The organism is Haloglomus irregulare, from assembly GCF_007421925.1.
Taxonomy (GTDB): domain Archaea; phylum Halobacteriota; class Halobacteria; order Halobacteriales; family Haloarculaceae; genus Haloglomus; species Haloglomus irregulare.
In genome coordinates this window covers 47,298-63,286 of record NZ_QMDX01000011.1, presented here as the reverse complement: position 1 = coordinate 63,286, position 15,989 = coordinate 47,298, and the positions used below count along the sequence as shown (strand labels likewise).

Sequence of the window (15,989 nt, the reverse complement as noted above, 5' to 3'; positions counted from 1 at the left end):
ACGTGAGCCCATGAGTGGTAACGAGGAAGACATCGAGGAGCTGCGACAGAAGAAGATGGAGGAGCTAAAGCAGCAGCAGGGCGGTCAGGGCGGGGCCGAGGGGGAGGCTGCCGAGGCACAGCGCCAGCAGGCCGAGGCCCAGAAGAAGGCGATGCTCCGGAAGGCACTCACTGACGGCGCCCGCAAGCGGCTCAACACCATCCGGATGAGCAAGCCGGAGTTCGCCGAGAAGGTCGAACAGCAGGTCGTCGCCCTCCACCGCTCCGGCCGCCTCAACGGCCGCATCGACGAGGAGCAGATGAAGGAGCTCCTCCAAGAGCTCAAGCCCGAGGAGCAGAGCTTCGACATCAAGCGGCGGTAGCGTGCCACCGACGGACCGGGCGGACGGTCCCGACCCGCCGGTCTGGGTCCTCTTCAGCGGCGGCAAGGACTCGGCGCTGGCGGCGCTGTTGCTGGAACGGTTCTACGACGTCACCCTCGTCACCGTCGGGTTCGGCGTCGACGCGGCGCCCGCGCCCGGCCGCGGCGTGGCGGACGGGACCGAACACGGTCACGAGGCCGCGGACGCGCTCGGCCTCCCCCATCGCGTGGTCTCCGTCCCCGAATCCGTGGTCCGGGGGGCGGCCGAGCGAGTGGTGGCCGACGGCTTCCCCCGGGGCGCCATCCAGTCGGTCCACGAGCGGGCGCTGGAGGCGGTCGCCGAGTCGGCCGTGGCCGCGGCATCCGACGTCCGCCCGACCGTCGCCGACGGGACCCGTCGCGACGACCGGACCCCGCGGCTCGACCGGCCGGCGGTCCGGAGCCTCGAGGACCGCCACGGACTGGACTACCTCGTGCCGCTGCGCGGGTTCGGTCGGGCCGCGGTCGACCGGCTGGCCGAGGCCCGACTCGAGGTCGCTGTCGGCCCGAGCGAGGAGCTGGCCAAGGGGGACTACGAGACCGCCATCCGGGCGGTCATCCGCGACGAACACGGGCCCGAGCGTGTCGCGGCGCTGTTCCCCGAGCACACGCAGTCACGGGTCGTCGGTCGGCGGGACTGACTCAGAAGATGTTCGCCTGCTGGTAGACGGAGATCCCCTCGCTGGTGATCTCGTACGGCTTGGTCTCGCGGGAGTGGTTGGCGTTCCGGATCTTCTGTATCTCCACCGCCAGCCGGGTCTCGCGGAACTCCGAGCGGACGTACTGGAGGACGAAGACGCCGTCGGTGAGGTACTCGATGATGCCGTGCCGGGAGGCGTATGGGTTGTCCTGGTCGGCCTCGCTGGTCACCATCGTCGTGACGCCGGCCTGCTTGAGCGCCTTGGTGAAGTCGAACACCTCCGTCCGGCGGTCGGGCTGCCTGTCGTACATCATCTCCAGCAGTGAGACGGAGTCGAGCACCAGCCGGTCCGCCTCGAAATCGTCGATGAGCCGGGGGAGGTCCCCGCGGATGGAGGTGAGGGAGTTCGCCATCTCCACCGGGTCGAGGTCGACGATGGCGAGCCGGTCGTCCTCGAGGTACTCCTCGAACGGCCACCCCTTCTCGGTGGCTGCCTCGACGATGGCGTCCTGGGACTCCTCAAGCGTGATGTAGACCGTGCGCTCGCCCTCCTGGAGCCCCTGCTGGAGGAACTGGAGGCCGAAGGTGGTCTTCCCGGTCCCGGCCGACCCGATGACGACCAGCAGCGACCGTTCCGGGACGCCACCCTGAATCATCTCGTCGAGCCCCTCGATTCCCAGGTCGATACGGGGGATGTCGGACTCGAACTCCTCGTCGAAGCCGCTGCCGGAGCCGCCCTCGAACGCCGACGCGAAGTCCTCCTCGAACAGCTCCTCGCCACCCCCCGGGCCACCGGGCATGCTGCCCGGCCCCCCATCTCCGGCGGCACCACCCTCCTCGAACGCGGCCTCCTCATCGAGGCCGCCCTCGAACCAGTCGTCGTCCCCGTCGTCGCTCACGGTGGCCCCCCACAGTGGACGCGAGCGCTCATACTGATGTCTTCTACTGTCGCTACGCATATAGCTTGCCCGGCGAACGGACCCCCGACCCCCGCGCGGCGTCTCGCGGGGGTACTATCGGCGGTGGTCGAATCGGCGTCGCACGAGCCTCGGCATCGTGGTCCGGCACGACAACCCGCGAGCGGCCGAACTCGCGGAGCGGGTCCGCGGGCCGTCCCGAACGCGGCCGTCGCGCCGGACGGGGCCACCGCCGAGGCGGGCGATGGACCCGGGACGGGTATGCCGGTCGACCGGATGGATGAGCGGGACCTCGTCGTGAGTATCGGCGGCGACGGCACCGTCCTGTTCGCCGCACGCGATGCCGGGACGACGCCGATGCTGTAGGTCATCCTGGCCGAGGTCGGCTTCCTCGACGCCGTTCCGCCGGAGGAGGCCGTCGACACGGTCAGAGGCGTCGACTCGGAGATCCCTGACCGGGGGCCCCCGCGGTGTATGAACCCCCCCGCGTCGTCGCGGAGGGCGAGGGCTGGTCGCTCGCGCCGGCACTCATCGAGATCGGTGTCATGGGGCCCCAGCGGGGCCGCACGAACGGCGTCGGTCTGGAGATCCGGGTCGACGGCTCGCTGTACGCCGGCGGTCAGGCCGACGGGATGCTTGCCGCGACGCCGGCCGGTAGCACGGCCTACGACCGCAGCGAGGGCAGCCCACTGGTCCACCCTACCGCTGACGCGCTCGTCCTGACGGAGACGTGCGCGCGGTCGCCGATGCCGTCCCTCGTGCTCGGCGCCGACAGCGACGCGACGGTCCGCCGCGCGAGCGAGCCGCTTCGGGTGGCCGGGCCGCCGCTCGACCTCTTCGCGGCGCTCGGGGGGCTGGATCGAGGCCGCTCGCGGCGAATCGCCGGACGGAACCGAGCCGGAGCACCACCGGTGTCGTAAGTGCTAACAGCGTCCCGCCCCTCAGGAGCTTTAATGAGTCAGCAACTCCCGGACGTGCAGGCGTCGCGTCCGGAGGTGAGCGTGGGACTGAACCGCGTAGGTGTGACAGGTGTCGAGAAGCTGGTGAAGCTCGACCGGGCCGAGCGCCGACCCATCGTCCTCATGGCCGAGTTCGAGGTGTACGTCGACCTGCCCAAGTGGCGGAAGGGCATCGACATGAGCCGGAACATGGAGGTCGTCGACGAGATCATCGAGGAGGCCCTCGAGGACCGGCACGTCCGCGTCGAGGAGGTCTGTGGCGATGTCGCCGAGCGGTTGCTCGGCCGCCACGAATACACCTCCCGCGCGGAGGTGCAGATGGAGGCCGAGTACGTCCAGCGCGAGGCGACGCCGGCCAGCGACCGGCAGACCCAGTTCACCGCCGACATCCACGCCGCCGCCACCGCCAACGGCGACGGCACCCACGAGGAGATCGGCACAACCGTCACCGGGATGACCGTCTGCCCCTGCTCGCAGGGGATGAGCGAGGCCCGGGCCCGCGAGACGCTGGAGGGCCTCCGGGTCGACGATGACGTCATCGACGAGTTCCTCGAGGAGGTACCCCAGCCGGGTCACTCCCAGCGCGGCCACGCCACCCTCTCGGTCCGCAGCGCGGGGTCCCCCGACGTCGACCTCGAGGACCTCATCGACGTGGCCCGGGACTCGATGTCCGCCCGCATCTACAACATGGCCAAGCGGCCGGACGAGGACCACATGACCTACGAGTCCCACTCGAACGCGAAGTTCGTGGAGGACTGCGTCCGGTCGCTCGCCGAGGGCACCGTCGAACGCTTCGACCTCCCCGACGACGCCATCGTGACGATGAAGCAGTCCAACGACGAGTCCATCCACCAGCACAACGCCCACGCCGAGCGCGTGGCGGAGTTCTCCAGCCTGAAGGAGGAGCTGCGCGGCGACATCAGGCGATAAGTCCGCGATAGCGCTCGCTCCGGGTTCGACGGGCCGCGGGACGACCTCCCGCCAGCGGCGTCCGCGCGACAGGCATCGGGGGGTTATCTCTACGATTGAAATCTTATTCTCGATGTAGTTCCGCTCAGGACTGTACTGATGGATTACGCGGCAGTTACATATCATGTATGGCCTATACTACTGATATACCGCCTCGAGGGGAAAGAGGAAGTCGAAGTCCGAAGCGCCCGCCAATGCGACTCCTGTTTGCGTACCGCGCGGGCGGAGTGAGCGCGGTCTCACCGGCACGAGGGCGCGCAGCGCCCGAGTGCCGGGATACTGAGCGGCCTCCCGCCGAGCGGACCGTCGGCTCCGCCGGCGATCAGATAGCCGGCCGGTGCCCGCAGGCGGCCGAAGGCCACCGAGGCCGAAACGGCGCTATTCGATCTCCTCGGCGATCTCGTCGGCGTCGATGTCGGCCTCCTCCAGCGCGGCCTCGATGTCGGCCTCGTCGACGTCCTCGCCGCCGGGCGCGCCGCCGCCCATGCCGCCCATCATGCCGCCCATGCCGCCCATCATGCCGCCGGAGCCATCGAGGACGTCCTGGACGATGAGGCGGTCGACGTCGGTCTTGTCGATGATTTCCTGGGCGATCTGGGTCTTCTGCATCATCCACTGCTGGTTCATCCCGAGCTGCGGGGTGGACTCGACGTAGAGGGTGCGCTTCTCGACGGTCTCCGTGACCGTCTCGGGTTCGGCATCATCATCGGCGTCGACGGCTTCGCCGCCTGCCTGAGGCGTCTCCGACGCCTCTCCGTCCTCGTCGGGCTGTTCGACGCGGGTCTCCTCGACCTCGTCGGTCTCGAGGTCCATCTCCAGCTCCATGTCGAGGAACATCCCGAGCAGGCCCTGTGCCTGTTCGAGTTCGTCGGTGACCGCCTCGAGGACCTCGAAGTCGTACTCGATCTCCTCGCCGGCGAGGGGGTGGTTGAAATCGACGCGGGCGCGGCCGCCGATGATGGTCTCCAGCACGCCCTGCTCGCCGTCGATCTGGACGCGGGCGCCGGGGTAGCGGTCGTCCTCGTCGATCTTGTCGGCGGAGACGGTGCGGACGCGCTCCTCGTCGTACTCGCCGAACGCCTCCTCGGCGCCGATAACGACGGAGCCGGACTCGCCGACCTCGTGGCCGATGATGGCGTCCTCAACGGACTCGAACAGGTGGCCGGAGCCGAGCACGACCACGCGAGGCTCGAAGGTGCCCTGGTCCCCGACGCCCTCCTCCTCGGCGACCTCGGGGTCGGTGGTGTCGACCAGCTGGTCGCCCTCGACCGTCCGGGCGGTGTAGTCGATACGGACGAAGTCGCCCTCCTGGAGCCCCTCGGCGGGTTCCCCGGACGCCTCGTCGGCGTCGATGTCGGCCTCGGCCGCGGCGTCCTCGGGGGTCTCGGCCTCGGTCTCGGCTCCCGTCTCCTCGACGGTCTCGTCGGATTCGTCGCTCATGGCACGACCGACTCCCGACGCACCCTTAACGGTCACGTTTCGGGCCTGCAGCCCGCGATTCCTTCGGCGCCCGGCCCCACCGGGGTGTTTTTGCCGGCCGCCCCGTTCCCCTCGTACATGTACGAAGTGGAGCTGAAGGTCCGCGCGGACCACGACCGGGTCCGCGAGCGACTGGCCGCGGTCGGCGCGACCGACGCCGGCCGGGTGCGCCAGGTGGACACCTACTACGACGCCCCGCATCGGGATTTCGCGAGCACGGACGAGGCGCTCCGGCTCCGGCGACAGACCGCCATTCCCGCGGACGGCGACGGGGGCGACGGGGGCGGCGAGGCGACGACGAAACTCACCTACAAGGGGCCGCTGGTGGAGGCCGAGTCCAAGACGCGCCGGGAGCACGAGACCGTCGTCGCCGACGACGCGGCGGCCGAGGGCATCCTCTCGGGGCTCGGGTTCGAGCCCGCCGCGACCGTCGAGAAGGACCGCCGGTTCCACGAGTTCGAGGACTACACCGTCACGCTGGACCGGGTCGACGGGCTCGGCGAGTTCGTCGAGGTGGAGACCGAGACCGACGCCGGGAACGTCGAGACCGCACGCGAGGGCGCCGTCGCGGTCATGGAGGAGCTGGGCCTCGACCCGGACGCGGGAATCCGGACCTCCTACCTGGGCCTGTTGCTGGCCGACGACGGGGCAGACGACCCCGAACGGCCAGTGTGATGCCCAGCGGTAATCAATTCGCGGTCCGATGTTTCCGTAAGTTATACGACTGCCCCAGGGATACCGGAAGACAATGACCGACCGGAACATCCGTGTTGAGCCCGTCGTGGGCCGCGCTGTGGAGGACCAGGAGGTGGAGATCGTCGAGCGGAAGGGACTCGGCCATCCCGACTCGATCTGCGACGGCATCGCGGAGGCCGTCTCCGGGGCGCTCGCCCGCGAGTATCTCGACCGGGTGGGCGAGGTGCTGCACTACAACACGGACGAGACGCAGCTGGTGGCGGGGAACGCGGCCCCCGCCTTCGGCGGCGGCGAGGTTCTGGAACCGATCTACCTCCTCATCACCGGTCGAGCCACGAAGGAGTACGGGGGACGGAAGATCCCGACCGAGACCATCGCACTCCGTGCCGCCCGGGACTACCTCGCGGAGCAGTTCCCCGAACTCGCCTTCGGGACGGACGTCGTGGTCGACGTGAAGTTGGGCGAGGGGAGCGGCGACCTGCAGGGCGTCTTCGACGACGAGGGCCGACGGATGCCGATGGCCAACGACACCTCGTTCGGCGTCGGGCACGCCCCACTCACGGAGACCGAGCAGGTCGTGCTGGAGACCGAGCGACGGCTCAACGGCCCGTACGCCGAGGAGGAGCCGGCCGTCGGCCCGGATATCAAGGTGATGGGCAAGCGCGAGGACGACCACATCGACGTGACCGTCGCGGCCGCCGTCGTCGACAGCTACGTCGCGGACCTCGATGCATACGACGACGTCGTCTCCGGCATCCGCGGGTACGTGCACGACCTCGCGGCGGATATCACGGACCGCGACGTCCGCGTTCACGTCAACACGGCCGACGACTACGACGAGGGTTCCATCTACCTCACCACGACCGGCACCAGCGCCGAGCAGGGCGACGATGGCTCCGTCGGCCGCGGGAACCGCTCTAACGGCCTCATCACCCCGAACCGGTCGATGAGCATGGAGGCGACCTCCGGAAAGAACCCCGTCAACCACATCGGGAAGATCTACAACCTCCTCTCGACGGAGATCGCCCGCAGCGTCGTCGACGAGGTGACCGGCATCCGGGAGATCCGCGTCCGCCTGCTCAGTCAGATCGGCGAACCGATCGATGACCCCCACGTCGCCGACGCCTCGCTCGTCACAGCAGAGGGCGTCTCCGTCGCCGACATCGAGGCCGACGTGGCCCGCATCATCGATCGTGAACTCGCGGACGTCACGAGCATCACTGAGCGGGTCATCGACGGGGAGCTGGCCACCTTCTGAGAGCTCCCCCCCGGGTGGCCCCCGCGCTCGCCCTCGCCCGGTGCGGTATATCGACGGCGCCGGCCGGTCAGCGTCCTCTGTCCGGACGCCGGGAAGCCTCCGAATTTAAGTCACATCCCGTCGATAGTGCGGCACATGAGCACCGGCACGTATTCGGGCTACGACGCAGTCACCGTCGGACAGGAGGGCCACGTCGGCCGGATCACGCTCGACCGACCCGAGGCGATGAACACGTTCAGCACGGGCCTCGCGGCGGAACTGGACGAGGCACTCCGGGACCTCAACGGGACCGAGGACGTCCGCGCCATCGTCATCGATGGCGCCGGCGACGCGTTCTCCGCGGGCATCGACCTCTCGGAGTACGACCCCGACGCCAGCGAGGCTGAGCACGAGGAGTGGGTCGCGCGGATGGAGGGGCCGTTCCACACCATCCACGAACTGGGGACGCCCGTCGTCGCGGCCGCGCACGGTCACGCCGCGGCCAACGGTATCGGACTCGTCGCGGCCTGTGACCTCGCGGTGGCCGCCACGGGGACGATGCTCGGCGCGACGGCACCGAAGGTCGGTCTGTTCTGCATGGGCCCGGCCGTCCCGCTGCTGGCGGCACTCCCGCGCAAGCGCGCGACGGAACTGCTCCTCACCGGCGACCTCATCGACGCCGAGACGGCCCACGAGTGGGGGCTCGTGAACCGCGTCGCGCCCACCGACGAGCACCTGAGGGTCGCGATGGACCTCGCCGAAACGATGGCCGCCAAGAGCCCGGAGGCCCTGCGACGGGGGAAGGCGGCCATCGGCGAACTCGCCGGGATGGCGTACGGGGAGGCGCTGGACCGGTCGAACCAGCATTTCGCGGCCCTCTGTGCAACCGATGACGCCCGCGAGGGCATCGCCGCGTTCCTCGACGGGGAGCCGCTGGCGGCCGACGAGTGGCCACGGGAGTGAGTGCCCGACCCCTGCGTCTCGCCCTCGTGTTAGCCACGGCCGTCGCTGTCGCGAAGCGGCCGTCGGCCGGAGCGACGACCATAGGCCCGGTTGCGGTGTCTCGGCTTACCCGTCGCCCTCCGCGTCTCGCACCTCGATGTCGTACAGGCCGTCGAGCCGGTACCGTCGACTCCCCCAGGTGAACTCGCTGAACAGGAGGCCGAGGGCCGGGACGACGGGCAGCACGAGCAGTCCCGGGTATGCGAGCAGGAACGTCCAGCGGTCGTAGCCGAGCCGGCGATAGCTAAGCGCCGCCGTGACGGTCACCAGCGGCGCAACCACGGGGGCGAAGAGGAGGCCAAGGCCGGTCAGCAGGAGCGCCGTCGCCAGGTTGCGGGTGTTGTCGAACCTTGCGTGGTGGGCACGCATCCAGCGGGTCACCCGGTTGACCGTGTCCCCGAGCGTCCCCGGGACCGGCACCCGGACTGACCAGTCGCGTGGCGCGTGCGTGTCCAGCAGGTGGTTCTCCAGTGCGTTGTCGTCGCTGATGCACTGCCTGAGTTCGCCACAGAGCCGGTCGACCGACCCCTGTAGGTCCTCGCGAGCGAACGTCACGCCGCCACCCCACGGGTAGCCGCCCGCTCCCCCGTCCCGGTAGCAATCGTACAGGGCGTAGCTGGTGGCGAGCATCGGCTCAAGCAATTTGAACCATGGACCCTCGCTGACCAGCAGTGGCTCGAAGGCCGCCGGGCCATGAGCCTCGCCCATCCGGACCAGCTGGTCCAGCCAGTCGGAGCGACGCTCGTAGTCATCGTCGGCCCAGACGAACCGGTCGTTCCTCGCGCGCTCCATCCCGTGGGCGACGGCGTTGGCCTTGGCCGCACACCCGGCGGGTTCGCCGGCGACGAGGATACGCACCCGGTCAGGCGGGTCGTGCGCAGCCACCGGGTCGGTGTCGGTGTCGCAGACGACAAGCAGTTCATCACCGGGTGCCAATTGGGCCGATAGTTGCTCGCAGGCGACGCCCCACTCCCGGGTCGGCAGGATGACGCTGACCGAGGGCCGCTCGTGGTCATCCATCCGGATTCGGATACGTCCTCCGGGCGCAAAACGATACTGAATTCGGCCTCGGGCGGGGCGTTCGTTGGGCTCCTGGTCGGACGCCACGACCGCGCGCCCGCCGGAATCACCACGACTCGCGTGAGAGTAGTTTAACCGGTGACGGCACGACCACCTAGTCGAACCCAGATGACGGAACGCGACCCGGTGAGCGTCCTGCTGCCGACCATGGAGTGGAACACGGCTTGCGAGCAGCTGGCGGCCCAGCTGAAGCCGGACGATGAACTGCTTGTCGTCTGTGACAGCGAACGGGACCCGGTAGCCGGGCACGACCCGCCGGAGGGGGTTCGTATCCTGGTCGCCGGCGAGCCGGAGGGTTGCTCGGGGAAAGCCAATGCGCTCGCCCACGGGATGCGCCGCGCACGGCACGACCGGTTCGTCTGGACCGACGACGACTTCGAACGGGACCCGGATTGGCTGGACCGGCTGGTCGCCGCCGGGGAGCGCCACGGCCCGGCGACGGCGATCCCTTTCTTCGGCGGCGGTGGCTGGTGGCGGCCGTTCGAACCCTGGTGTGGGGCCCTGTTCGCGGTCCTCTGCTACCTGCAGTTCGGGGGCGTCGCCGACACCGCGTGGGGCGGCGGGGTGACGTTCACGCGGTCGGAGCTGACCGTGCCGGTCCCGGCGTTCGTCGCGGAGCTACGAACCGTCCTGAGCGACGACTACCTGCTCACCGAGCGCCTGCCGGAGGTCCACGCCGTCCGGGGGCTGGTGATGCGGGTGGCGGTACCCGGCACCCACCGTGCGGTCTACCACCGGCTGGTCCGGTTCGGTCGTATCGTCGGCGTGAACTCGGGCTGGTGGCCGTGGCTGAAGCTCAGCAGCCTCCTGCTCGTGGGGGGGTTCCTGTCCCCGCTCGGCACGGTCGTCTCGCTGGTTGTCGGATTCGGGGTCGTCTACGCCTGGCTGGGTCTGGGGCGGGCGAACTTCCTGTTCAGCCCCGCCGGGGTGCTCCTGCTCCCGCTGCTGACGGTCACCGCGATGGTCGCCGATACGTTCGAGTGGGGCGGCCGCCGGTACCGCTTCCCGGAATCGGGCGCGGTAGAGGTACTCGACGGGTGAGGGCGTCGTCCGCCGAGGCGAGGAGCGGCAGCGCTACAGGATCGTGCCGTGTTTCTTGTCGGGCAGGTTTTTCTCGATGCCCTCGTAGAACTCGAAGCGTCGTTCGAGCTGTTCGCGCAGCCGGCTCGGCGGGATGACCTCGTCGATGACCACGTCGCTGGCCATCTTCCGGACGTCGATCTCCTCGCGGAACTCCTCGCGGAGCTCGGCCTCGCGCTCGGCCCGCTCCTCCGGGTCGTCGATGGCGTCGAGCTTGTTCGCGTAGACGGCGTTGATGGCCGCTTCGGGCCCCATGATGGCGATCTCGCCCGACGGGAGCGCGATCGTCGATTCGGGGTCGTACGCCGGTCCCGACATGGCGTAGATGCCGGCGCCATACGCCTTCCGGACGACGACACACTGTTTGGGCACCGTCGCCGAGGAGGTGGCGTAGATCATCTTCTTCCCCTGTTCGAGGATCCCCTCCTTCTCAACCTGCGAGCCGGCCATGAACCCCGGCGTGTCGCAGAGATACAGCAGCGGGACGTTGTAGGCGTCACACTTCCAGATGAACTGTGCAGCCTTCTCGGCGGCGTCGGGGAAGATGGCGCCGGCGCGCTGGTCGGGCTGGTTGGCGACGATACCGACTGGGCGGCCATCGATGCGCGCGAAGGCGGTGACGATCTCGCTGCCGTACTCCGGCTGCAGCTCGAACAGCGAGTTCCGGTCGACGACGCGGTCGGTCACGTCGCGGATGTCGTACGCACGGTTGGGGTCCTGCGGGACGACCTCGTCGATGCCCTTCGGCGCGTACTGCGGCGGTTTCGGATCGCTCCGGGGGGGCTGCTCGTCGCTGTTGTCGGGGAGGTAGGTGACGAGTTGGGCGACCAGTTCGCGGGCGTGCTCCTCGTTCTCGGCGACGAGGTCCGCCGAGGAGGAGTGCTTGGCGTGGATATCGGCCCCGCCCAGGTCCTGCAGATCGATGTCCTCGCCGGTCACCATCTTCACCATCCGCGGGGAGGCGATGGCCATCGCGCTCATCCCGCGGACCATGACGGTGAAGTCGGCGAAGACGGGCGTGTACGCGGCACCGGCGATGCAGGGGCCGTAGAGGACGCAGATCTGCGGGACGCGCCCGGAGAGCATCGAGTGGTTGTAGTAGAACTTCCCGATTCCCTCGCGGTTGGCGAAGAAGCCGGACTGCTGGTCGATGCGGCCGCCCGAGGAGTCCATCAGGTAGAGTACCGGCCGGCCAGTTTTGAGCGCGCGCTGCTGCATCCGGAGGAACTTCTCGACGCCCTTCTCGGCCATCGACCCCGCCTTGACGGTGTAGTCGTTGGCCATGAAATGCAGGTCCCGGCCCTCGAACCGGGCCGCGCCCGTGAGCAACCCGTCGGCGGGGAGGGTGTCGTCGGCGTCGTACTCGGCGAAGGTGCCGTCCTCGAAGCCGAGCCGGGAGTCCGCCCCGGCCTCGTCACCGAACCAGAGGTCGAGGCGGTCCCGAACGAACAGCTTGCCCTGCTCGGAGAGCCGCTCCTTGTACGTCTCCTTCCCGCCGCTGTGGATCGTCTCGATCTGTTCGAGCAGCTCCCGCTCGCGCTCGGTCGGCTCCTTGCCGTCGTCGATGGACTCGGTCACCTCGTGGGTCGCAGCGGGGTCGTCGGCGTCGCCGACGTACACCTCCACCGTGTCGCCCCCCTCGTGCCGGGCGAAGGCGTCCGCGATGGCCGCCGCCTCCTCGGCAGAGGCGCCCCCGGAGATGCGTATCTTCATACCGCGACTCTCCCCCGGCCCGGAGAAAGGGCTTTCCATCCGCGGGAACTCCCCGTCCGTTGAGGGTTTATCGACGGCGGGCGGTCCCCCGAGACCCCGGGTACCGGTTCAGTCGAGCGTCCGCTCCAGTCGCTCGATGAGCTCGGTACTGCCGAGATGCAGGGGGGCCCGCTGGTGGAGGTCCGTCGGTTCGACCTCGAGCAGTGACCGGGCCCCGTCCGAGGAGGCGCCGCCGGCGGCCGCCATGAGGTAGCCGATGGGTGCGCCCTCGAAGACGAGGCGGAGCTTCCCCTCCGGCGCCGACTCGAGCGCGGGGTAGGCGAACACGCCGCCGTAGGTGAGTACCTGGTTCACGTCGGCGATCATCGCGCCGCCGTATCGGAGCTTCAGCTCCTGTTCGACGGAGGCGACGTAGTCGGCGAAATCGTCGGGCCAGTCCGGGACGCGGCCCCCGAACCCGTAGACGACCGGGTCCGCGGGCAGGGTCACGTCGGCGGTGTCGAGTTCGGGCTCGCCGTCGCGGACGACGTACTCGCTCGCGCGGTCGCCGACAGCGAGCGCGAGCGTCGTGATGGGCCCGTACAGCACGTAGCCCGCAGCGACGATGTGGGCCCCCGAGGCCGGGAGGGGGGTGTCGTAGACCCCGAAGATGGTCCCCATGGCGTTGTTCGACTTCAGGTTCGAGGAGCCGTCGAGCGGGTCGCAAGCGACGTGGTAGCCGCCGTCCGTGTCGGCGGCCGTGACGACCTCGGGGCGCTCCTCGCTGGCGTAGCCCGCGACGCCGTCGATGGCCAGCAGCCGCTCCTCCAGCAGTTCGTCGGCGTAGACATCGGCCGCGAGCTGCTGCTCGCCGCTGGGGTTCTCGCCCGTCCCGTACATCCGCCGGTCGGCGAGCCCCCCGCGGACGTCGGGTGCCGTCCGCGCGACCGCCCGGACGACCCGCGCGATGGCCCCGTCGGCCCGGGCGAGGGCGTGGTCGGCGTCGGGTCCGGACATCTACTCGGCGGCGGCGAGCGCCTCGTCGACGGTCGACTCGGCGAAGATGACCTGCTCCAGCGCGTCGAGGATGCGGTGGGGGTTCTCGCGCTGCCAGACGTTCCGGCCCACGGCGAGGCCCTTCCCGCCGGCGTCGATGACGGCCTTCACGCTCTCTAAGAACTCCCGGTCCGTGGTCTTTGAGCCGCCGGACATGACCACCTTCGTCGGGCCGGCCATCCGCACGGTCTGCTCCATGGCCGACTTCGAGCCGGGGTACTTCACCTTCGCCACGTCGGCGCCGAGTTCCAGCGCCTGCCGGGCCGCGTAGGCGATAGTGTCGGGCTCGGTGTCGTTCTTCAGCCCCTGGCCGCGCGGGTACGACCACATCACGACCGGGAGGTCGCGCTCGCGGGCGGCCTCCTGTGCGTCGCGGAACTCCTCGGCCATCTCGATCTCGTGGTTGGAGCCGCCGTAGAGCGTGAAGCCGACGGAGGACGCGCCGATGTCGTACGCGTAGTCGACCGTGCAGTTCACCGCGGAGTCGGGCTCGCCCATCCAGAGGTTCGACGTGCCGTTGAGCTTCAGCAGCAGGTCCACGTCCTCCTCGTAGGACGGGTAGAACGCCTCCGCGACGCCCTTCTGGACGGCGACGGACGTGACCGCGTCGTGGGTCGCGGCCTCGAACGTGCGCCCGGGGTCGGCGCTCCCTGGGACCCCCTCGAAGTCGACCGGGCCGTGCTCCAAGCCGTGGTCGTACGCGAGGATGAGCACCTTCCCGTCCCGACAGAGCGGACTATCGTCGATATCAATCATACACGCGCTGGTGCGGCCGACCCGGCCAAGAATTTACCGGCATCGACCGTCTGAACGAAGCCCCGGCCCCGCCCCGACGGCTGCCACCGACGAACGGAGGCGGCCGACCGCCGGCGGCGTCCCCGTGGCTCCGGCCACCCGCTCAGCGGACCACGCGCTCGACGTCGAGCGCCGACGCCCGCCGGACCACCGCGTCGACTGGGTCCGCGACGCCCGCGAGGTTGTCCGAACCGGCATCGAGCACCAGCAGCGCGGCCCGCCGCCCGGGTTCGATGACGCCGCAGTCGAGGCCGACCGCCTCGGCGCCCGCCGTCGTGGCCATCCGCAGGATCGTCCCCGAGTCGAGGCCGAACGTCTTGGCGGTGTACTCCATCTCGCGGAACATCGACGGCGCGTTCAGCATCACGTTGTCCGTGCCGAGCGCGACATCGGTGTACTCCAGCAGCGTCCCGATGGGCGGCCGGCCGACCCCGAGGACGCGGTTCGCGCGGGGACAGACCGCGATGGGGGTCCCCTGGTCGGCCACCCGCTCCAGGTGCTCGGCCTCGGCGTGGACCATGTGGACCAGCAGGTCGGGCGCCAGGTCCAGTGCCGGGTGGATGTCGGTCGCGTCCGGCTCGCCGGCGTGGATGGCGAACGGCACGCCCCGCTCCCTGGCGGCCGCCCGCTCCGCGGCGAAGTCGTTGTCGTTCGCGCCGCTGGCACCGTATCCGTCGGCCACGTCCAGGACCTCGGGGTCCCCGCTCCCGAAGACGAACGCCTCGATGTCGAGCCCCTCGGCGGCCTCGCGGAGTGCCCGGGCGCCCTCGACGCCGAACTCGCGGAAGTCGAGGAACGCCGCGGTGCCGGTCCGCTGCATGAACCGCCCTGTCCGACGCATCGCCTCGACCAGCGTCCCGTTGTCGGCCGCCGACAGCCGCCGGTGCTTCAGGCTGTCCGGTGGGGCCACGGCCGCCTCCAGGCCGAGTCCGTTGGCCGCCTCCTTCGCGACGGAGTCGCCGATGTGGGTGTGGGCGTTGACGAACGCGGGCAGGACGATGCGCTCGGGGTCCTCGTCCGACCCTCGCGTCTCCTCGACGGCCGTGATGCGACCCGCATCCACGACGACACGGCCGTGGACCGGCTCGAACGAGCGCCCGGCGAGGACGGTCCCCTCGATCTCCTCCATGCGCGATAGAGCGGGGCGAGGGCATATGTGTCCGGTGGAGCGCGCGGCCGGCCCGGGCGGCTTGACGCACGGCAAACTGTTCGCCCCGCCCGGACCACCGGAAGACCGTTACCGCGGCCGGCGGTAAGTCCGCCCATGCGACTCGGGGTCATCTCGGACGTCCACGCGAACCGCGTCGCGCTGGCGGCGGTTCTCGACGACATGCCGCCGGTCGACCGGCTGGTCTGTGCGGGCGACGTGGTCGGCTACGGCCCGTGGCCGGCCGAGTGCGTCGAGCTGGTCCGCGAGCACTGCGCCGCGACCGTCGAGGGGAACCACGACCGGAACGTGGACACGCCGAACCGCTACTCGATGAACACGATGGCCCACGAGGGACTGAAGCTCGCCTCCGAGCGGCTCCCGGCGCCCCAGCGCGAGTGGCTCCGCTCGCTCCCCCGGACGGCCGAACTCGCAGACGACCGCGTCCTGCTGGTCCACGACCACCCCGAGCACGTCGACGAGTACGTCCGCCCCCACTCCTTTCCGCAGATGCGGCCCTATCTCGACGACTACGACGCCTGCATCCTCGGCCACACGCATATCCAGCACGAGGCGACCGTCGACGGCCGGCTCGTCCTGAACCCGGGGAGCGTCGGCCAGCCCCGGGACGAGGACCCCCGTGCGGCGTACGCCGTCGTCGACACCGACCCGGACCCGATGGTCGCCCACTGCCACCGTGTCGAGTACGATATCGGGGCCGTCCAGGCTGCCTGCCGGGAGGCGGGGCTCCCGAGCCGAACCGCCGACCGGCTCGCTCAGGGGCGATAATCCCGTCATAAATGCCGAACGTGTGATTTTCTACAGCAATGTCCCGTATTGT

General features: G+C 69.8%; 15 protein-coding genes and 1 pseudogene. 9 read left to right on the top strand and 7 right to left on the bottom strand.

What is annotated here, in order from left to right:
* The first annotated feature begins 10 nt into the window (after positions 1–10).
* Together DP107_RS14900 and DP107_RS14895 are read left to right on the top strand one after the other, a co-directional pair.
* Entirely contained in the window at positions 11–361 is a 351-nt protein-coding gene (locus DP107_RS14900) for a DNA-binding protein (protein ID WP_144262937.1), read from the top strand.
* A gap of 1 nt (position 362) precedes the next feature.
* Positions 363–1,040, top strand: coding sequence for a DUF7411 family protein (locus DP107_RS14895; RefSeq protein WP_144262936.1), 678 nt, complete (start codon positions 363–365; stop codon positions 1,038–1,040).
* 1 nt (position 1,041) lies between these two features.
* Here DP107_RS14895 and DP107_RS14890 read toward each other — a convergent pair whose 3' ends face one another.
* Positions 1,042–1,998 (bottom strand): KaiC domain-containing protein, encoded by a 957-nt coding sequence (locus DP107_RS14890; protein ID WP_144262935.1) that lies wholly within the window; start codon positions 1,996–1,998, stop codon positions 1,042–1,044.
* Between the two features lie 94 nt (positions 1,999–2,092).
* Here DP107_RS14890 and DP107_RS14885 point away from each other — a divergent pair.
* Both DP107_RS14885 and mptA read left to right on the top strand, forming a co-directional pair.
* A pseudogene (locus DP107_RS14885) lies at positions 2,093–2,816 on the top strand (NAD(+)/NADH kinase); the annotation flags it as partial.
* A 93-nt stretch (positions 2,817–2,909) separates the two neighbouring features.
* Positions 2,910–3,845, top strand: a complete 936-nt coding sequence (gene mptA / locus DP107_RS14880; protein WP_144262934.1) for a GTP cyclohydrolase MptA — start codon at positions 2,910–2,912, stop codon at positions 3,843–3,845.
* 417 nt (positions 3,846–4,262) lie between these two features.
* Here the strand turns inward: mptA and DP107_RS14875 are convergent, their stop codons facing one another.
* Positions 4,263–5,324, bottom strand: a complete 1,062-nt coding sequence (locus DP107_RS14875; protein WP_144262933.1) for an FKBP-type peptidyl-prolyl cis-trans isomerase — start codon at positions 5,322–5,324, stop codon at positions 4,263–4,265.
* Positions 5,325–5,441: 117 nt separating this feature from the next.
* Between DP107_RS14875 and cyaB the strand changes: the two genes are divergently transcribed.
* From cyaB to DP107_RS14860, 3 genes are all read left to right on the top strand, one after another.
* Entirely contained in the window at positions 5,442–6,038 is a 597-nt protein-coding gene (gene cyaB, locus DP107_RS14870; protein ID WP_144262932.1) for a class IV adenylate cyclase, read from the top strand.
* Positions 6,039–6,111: 73 nt separating this feature from the next.
* On the top strand, positions 6,112–7,317 hold the full coding sequence (locus tag DP107_RS14865) for a methionine adenosyltransferase (protein WP_144262931.1): 1,206 nt from the start codon (positions 6,112–6,114) through the stop codon (positions 7,315–7,317).
* A gap of 135 nt (positions 7,318–7,452) precedes the next feature.
* The gene (locus DP107_RS14860; RefSeq protein ID WP_144262930.1) at positions 7,453–8,259 is read left to right on the top strand and encodes an enoyl-CoA hydratase/isomerase family protein; all 807 of its coding nucleotides are present in this window, start codon (positions 7,453–7,455) and stop codon (positions 8,257–8,259) included.
* Between the two features lie 105 nt (positions 8,260–8,364).
* On the opposite strand, the gene DP107_RS14855 is transcribed toward DP107_RS14860, so the two are convergent.
* On the bottom strand, positions 8,365–9,318 hold the full coding sequence (locus DP107_RS14855) for a glycosyltransferase family 2 protein (RefSeq protein ID WP_144262929.1): 954 nt from the start codon (positions 9,316–9,318) through the stop codon (positions 8,365–8,367).
* A 168-nt stretch (positions 9,319–9,486) separates the two neighbouring features.
* On the opposite strand from DP107_RS14855, the gene DP107_RS14850 reads away from it, so the two are divergent.
* A complete protein-coding gene (locus DP107_RS14850; RefSeq protein WP_144262928.1) occupies positions 9,487–10,419 on the top strand; it encodes a glycosyltransferase in 933 nt (310 codons plus the stop codon).
* Positions 10,420–10,452: 33 nt separating this feature from the next.
* Here the strand turns inward: DP107_RS14850 and DP107_RS14845 are convergent, their stop codons facing one another.
* From DP107_RS14845 to DP107_RS14830, 4 genes are all read right to left on the bottom strand, one after another.
* Entirely contained in the window at positions 10,453–12,171 is a 1,719-nt protein-coding gene (locus DP107_RS14845) for an acyl-CoA carboxylase subunit beta (protein ID WP_144262927.1), read from the bottom strand.
* 108 nt (positions 12,172–12,279) lie between these two features.
* Positions 12,280–13,167 carry a class 1 fructose-bisphosphatase gene (locus tag DP107_RS14840; protein ID WP_144262926.1) on the bottom strand — a complete coding sequence of 296 codons (888 nt, stop codon included), beginning with the start codon at positions 13,165–13,167 and terminating at the stop codon, positions 12,280–12,282.
* On the bottom strand, positions 13,168–13,962 hold the full coding sequence (locus DP107_RS14835) for a class I fructose-bisphosphate aldolase (protein WP_144262925.1): 795 nt from the start codon (positions 13,960–13,962) through the stop codon (positions 13,168–13,170). It lies immediately after the preceding gene.
* Between the two features lie 142 nt (positions 13,963–14,104).
* Positions 14,105–15,130, bottom strand: coding sequence for an amidohydrolase family protein (locus DP107_RS14830; protein WP_144262924.1), 1,026 nt, complete (start codon positions 15,128–15,130; stop codon positions 14,105–14,107).
* Positions 15,131–15,265: 135 nt separating this feature from the next.
* Here DP107_RS14830 and DP107_RS14825 point away from each other — a divergent pair, with 135 nt between their 5' ends.
* A complete protein-coding gene (locus DP107_RS14825; RefSeq protein WP_144262923.1) occupies positions 15,266–15,937 on the top strand; it encodes a metallophosphoesterase family protein in 672 nt (223 codons plus the stop codon).
* Positions 15,938–15,989 lie beyond the last annotated feature (52 nt).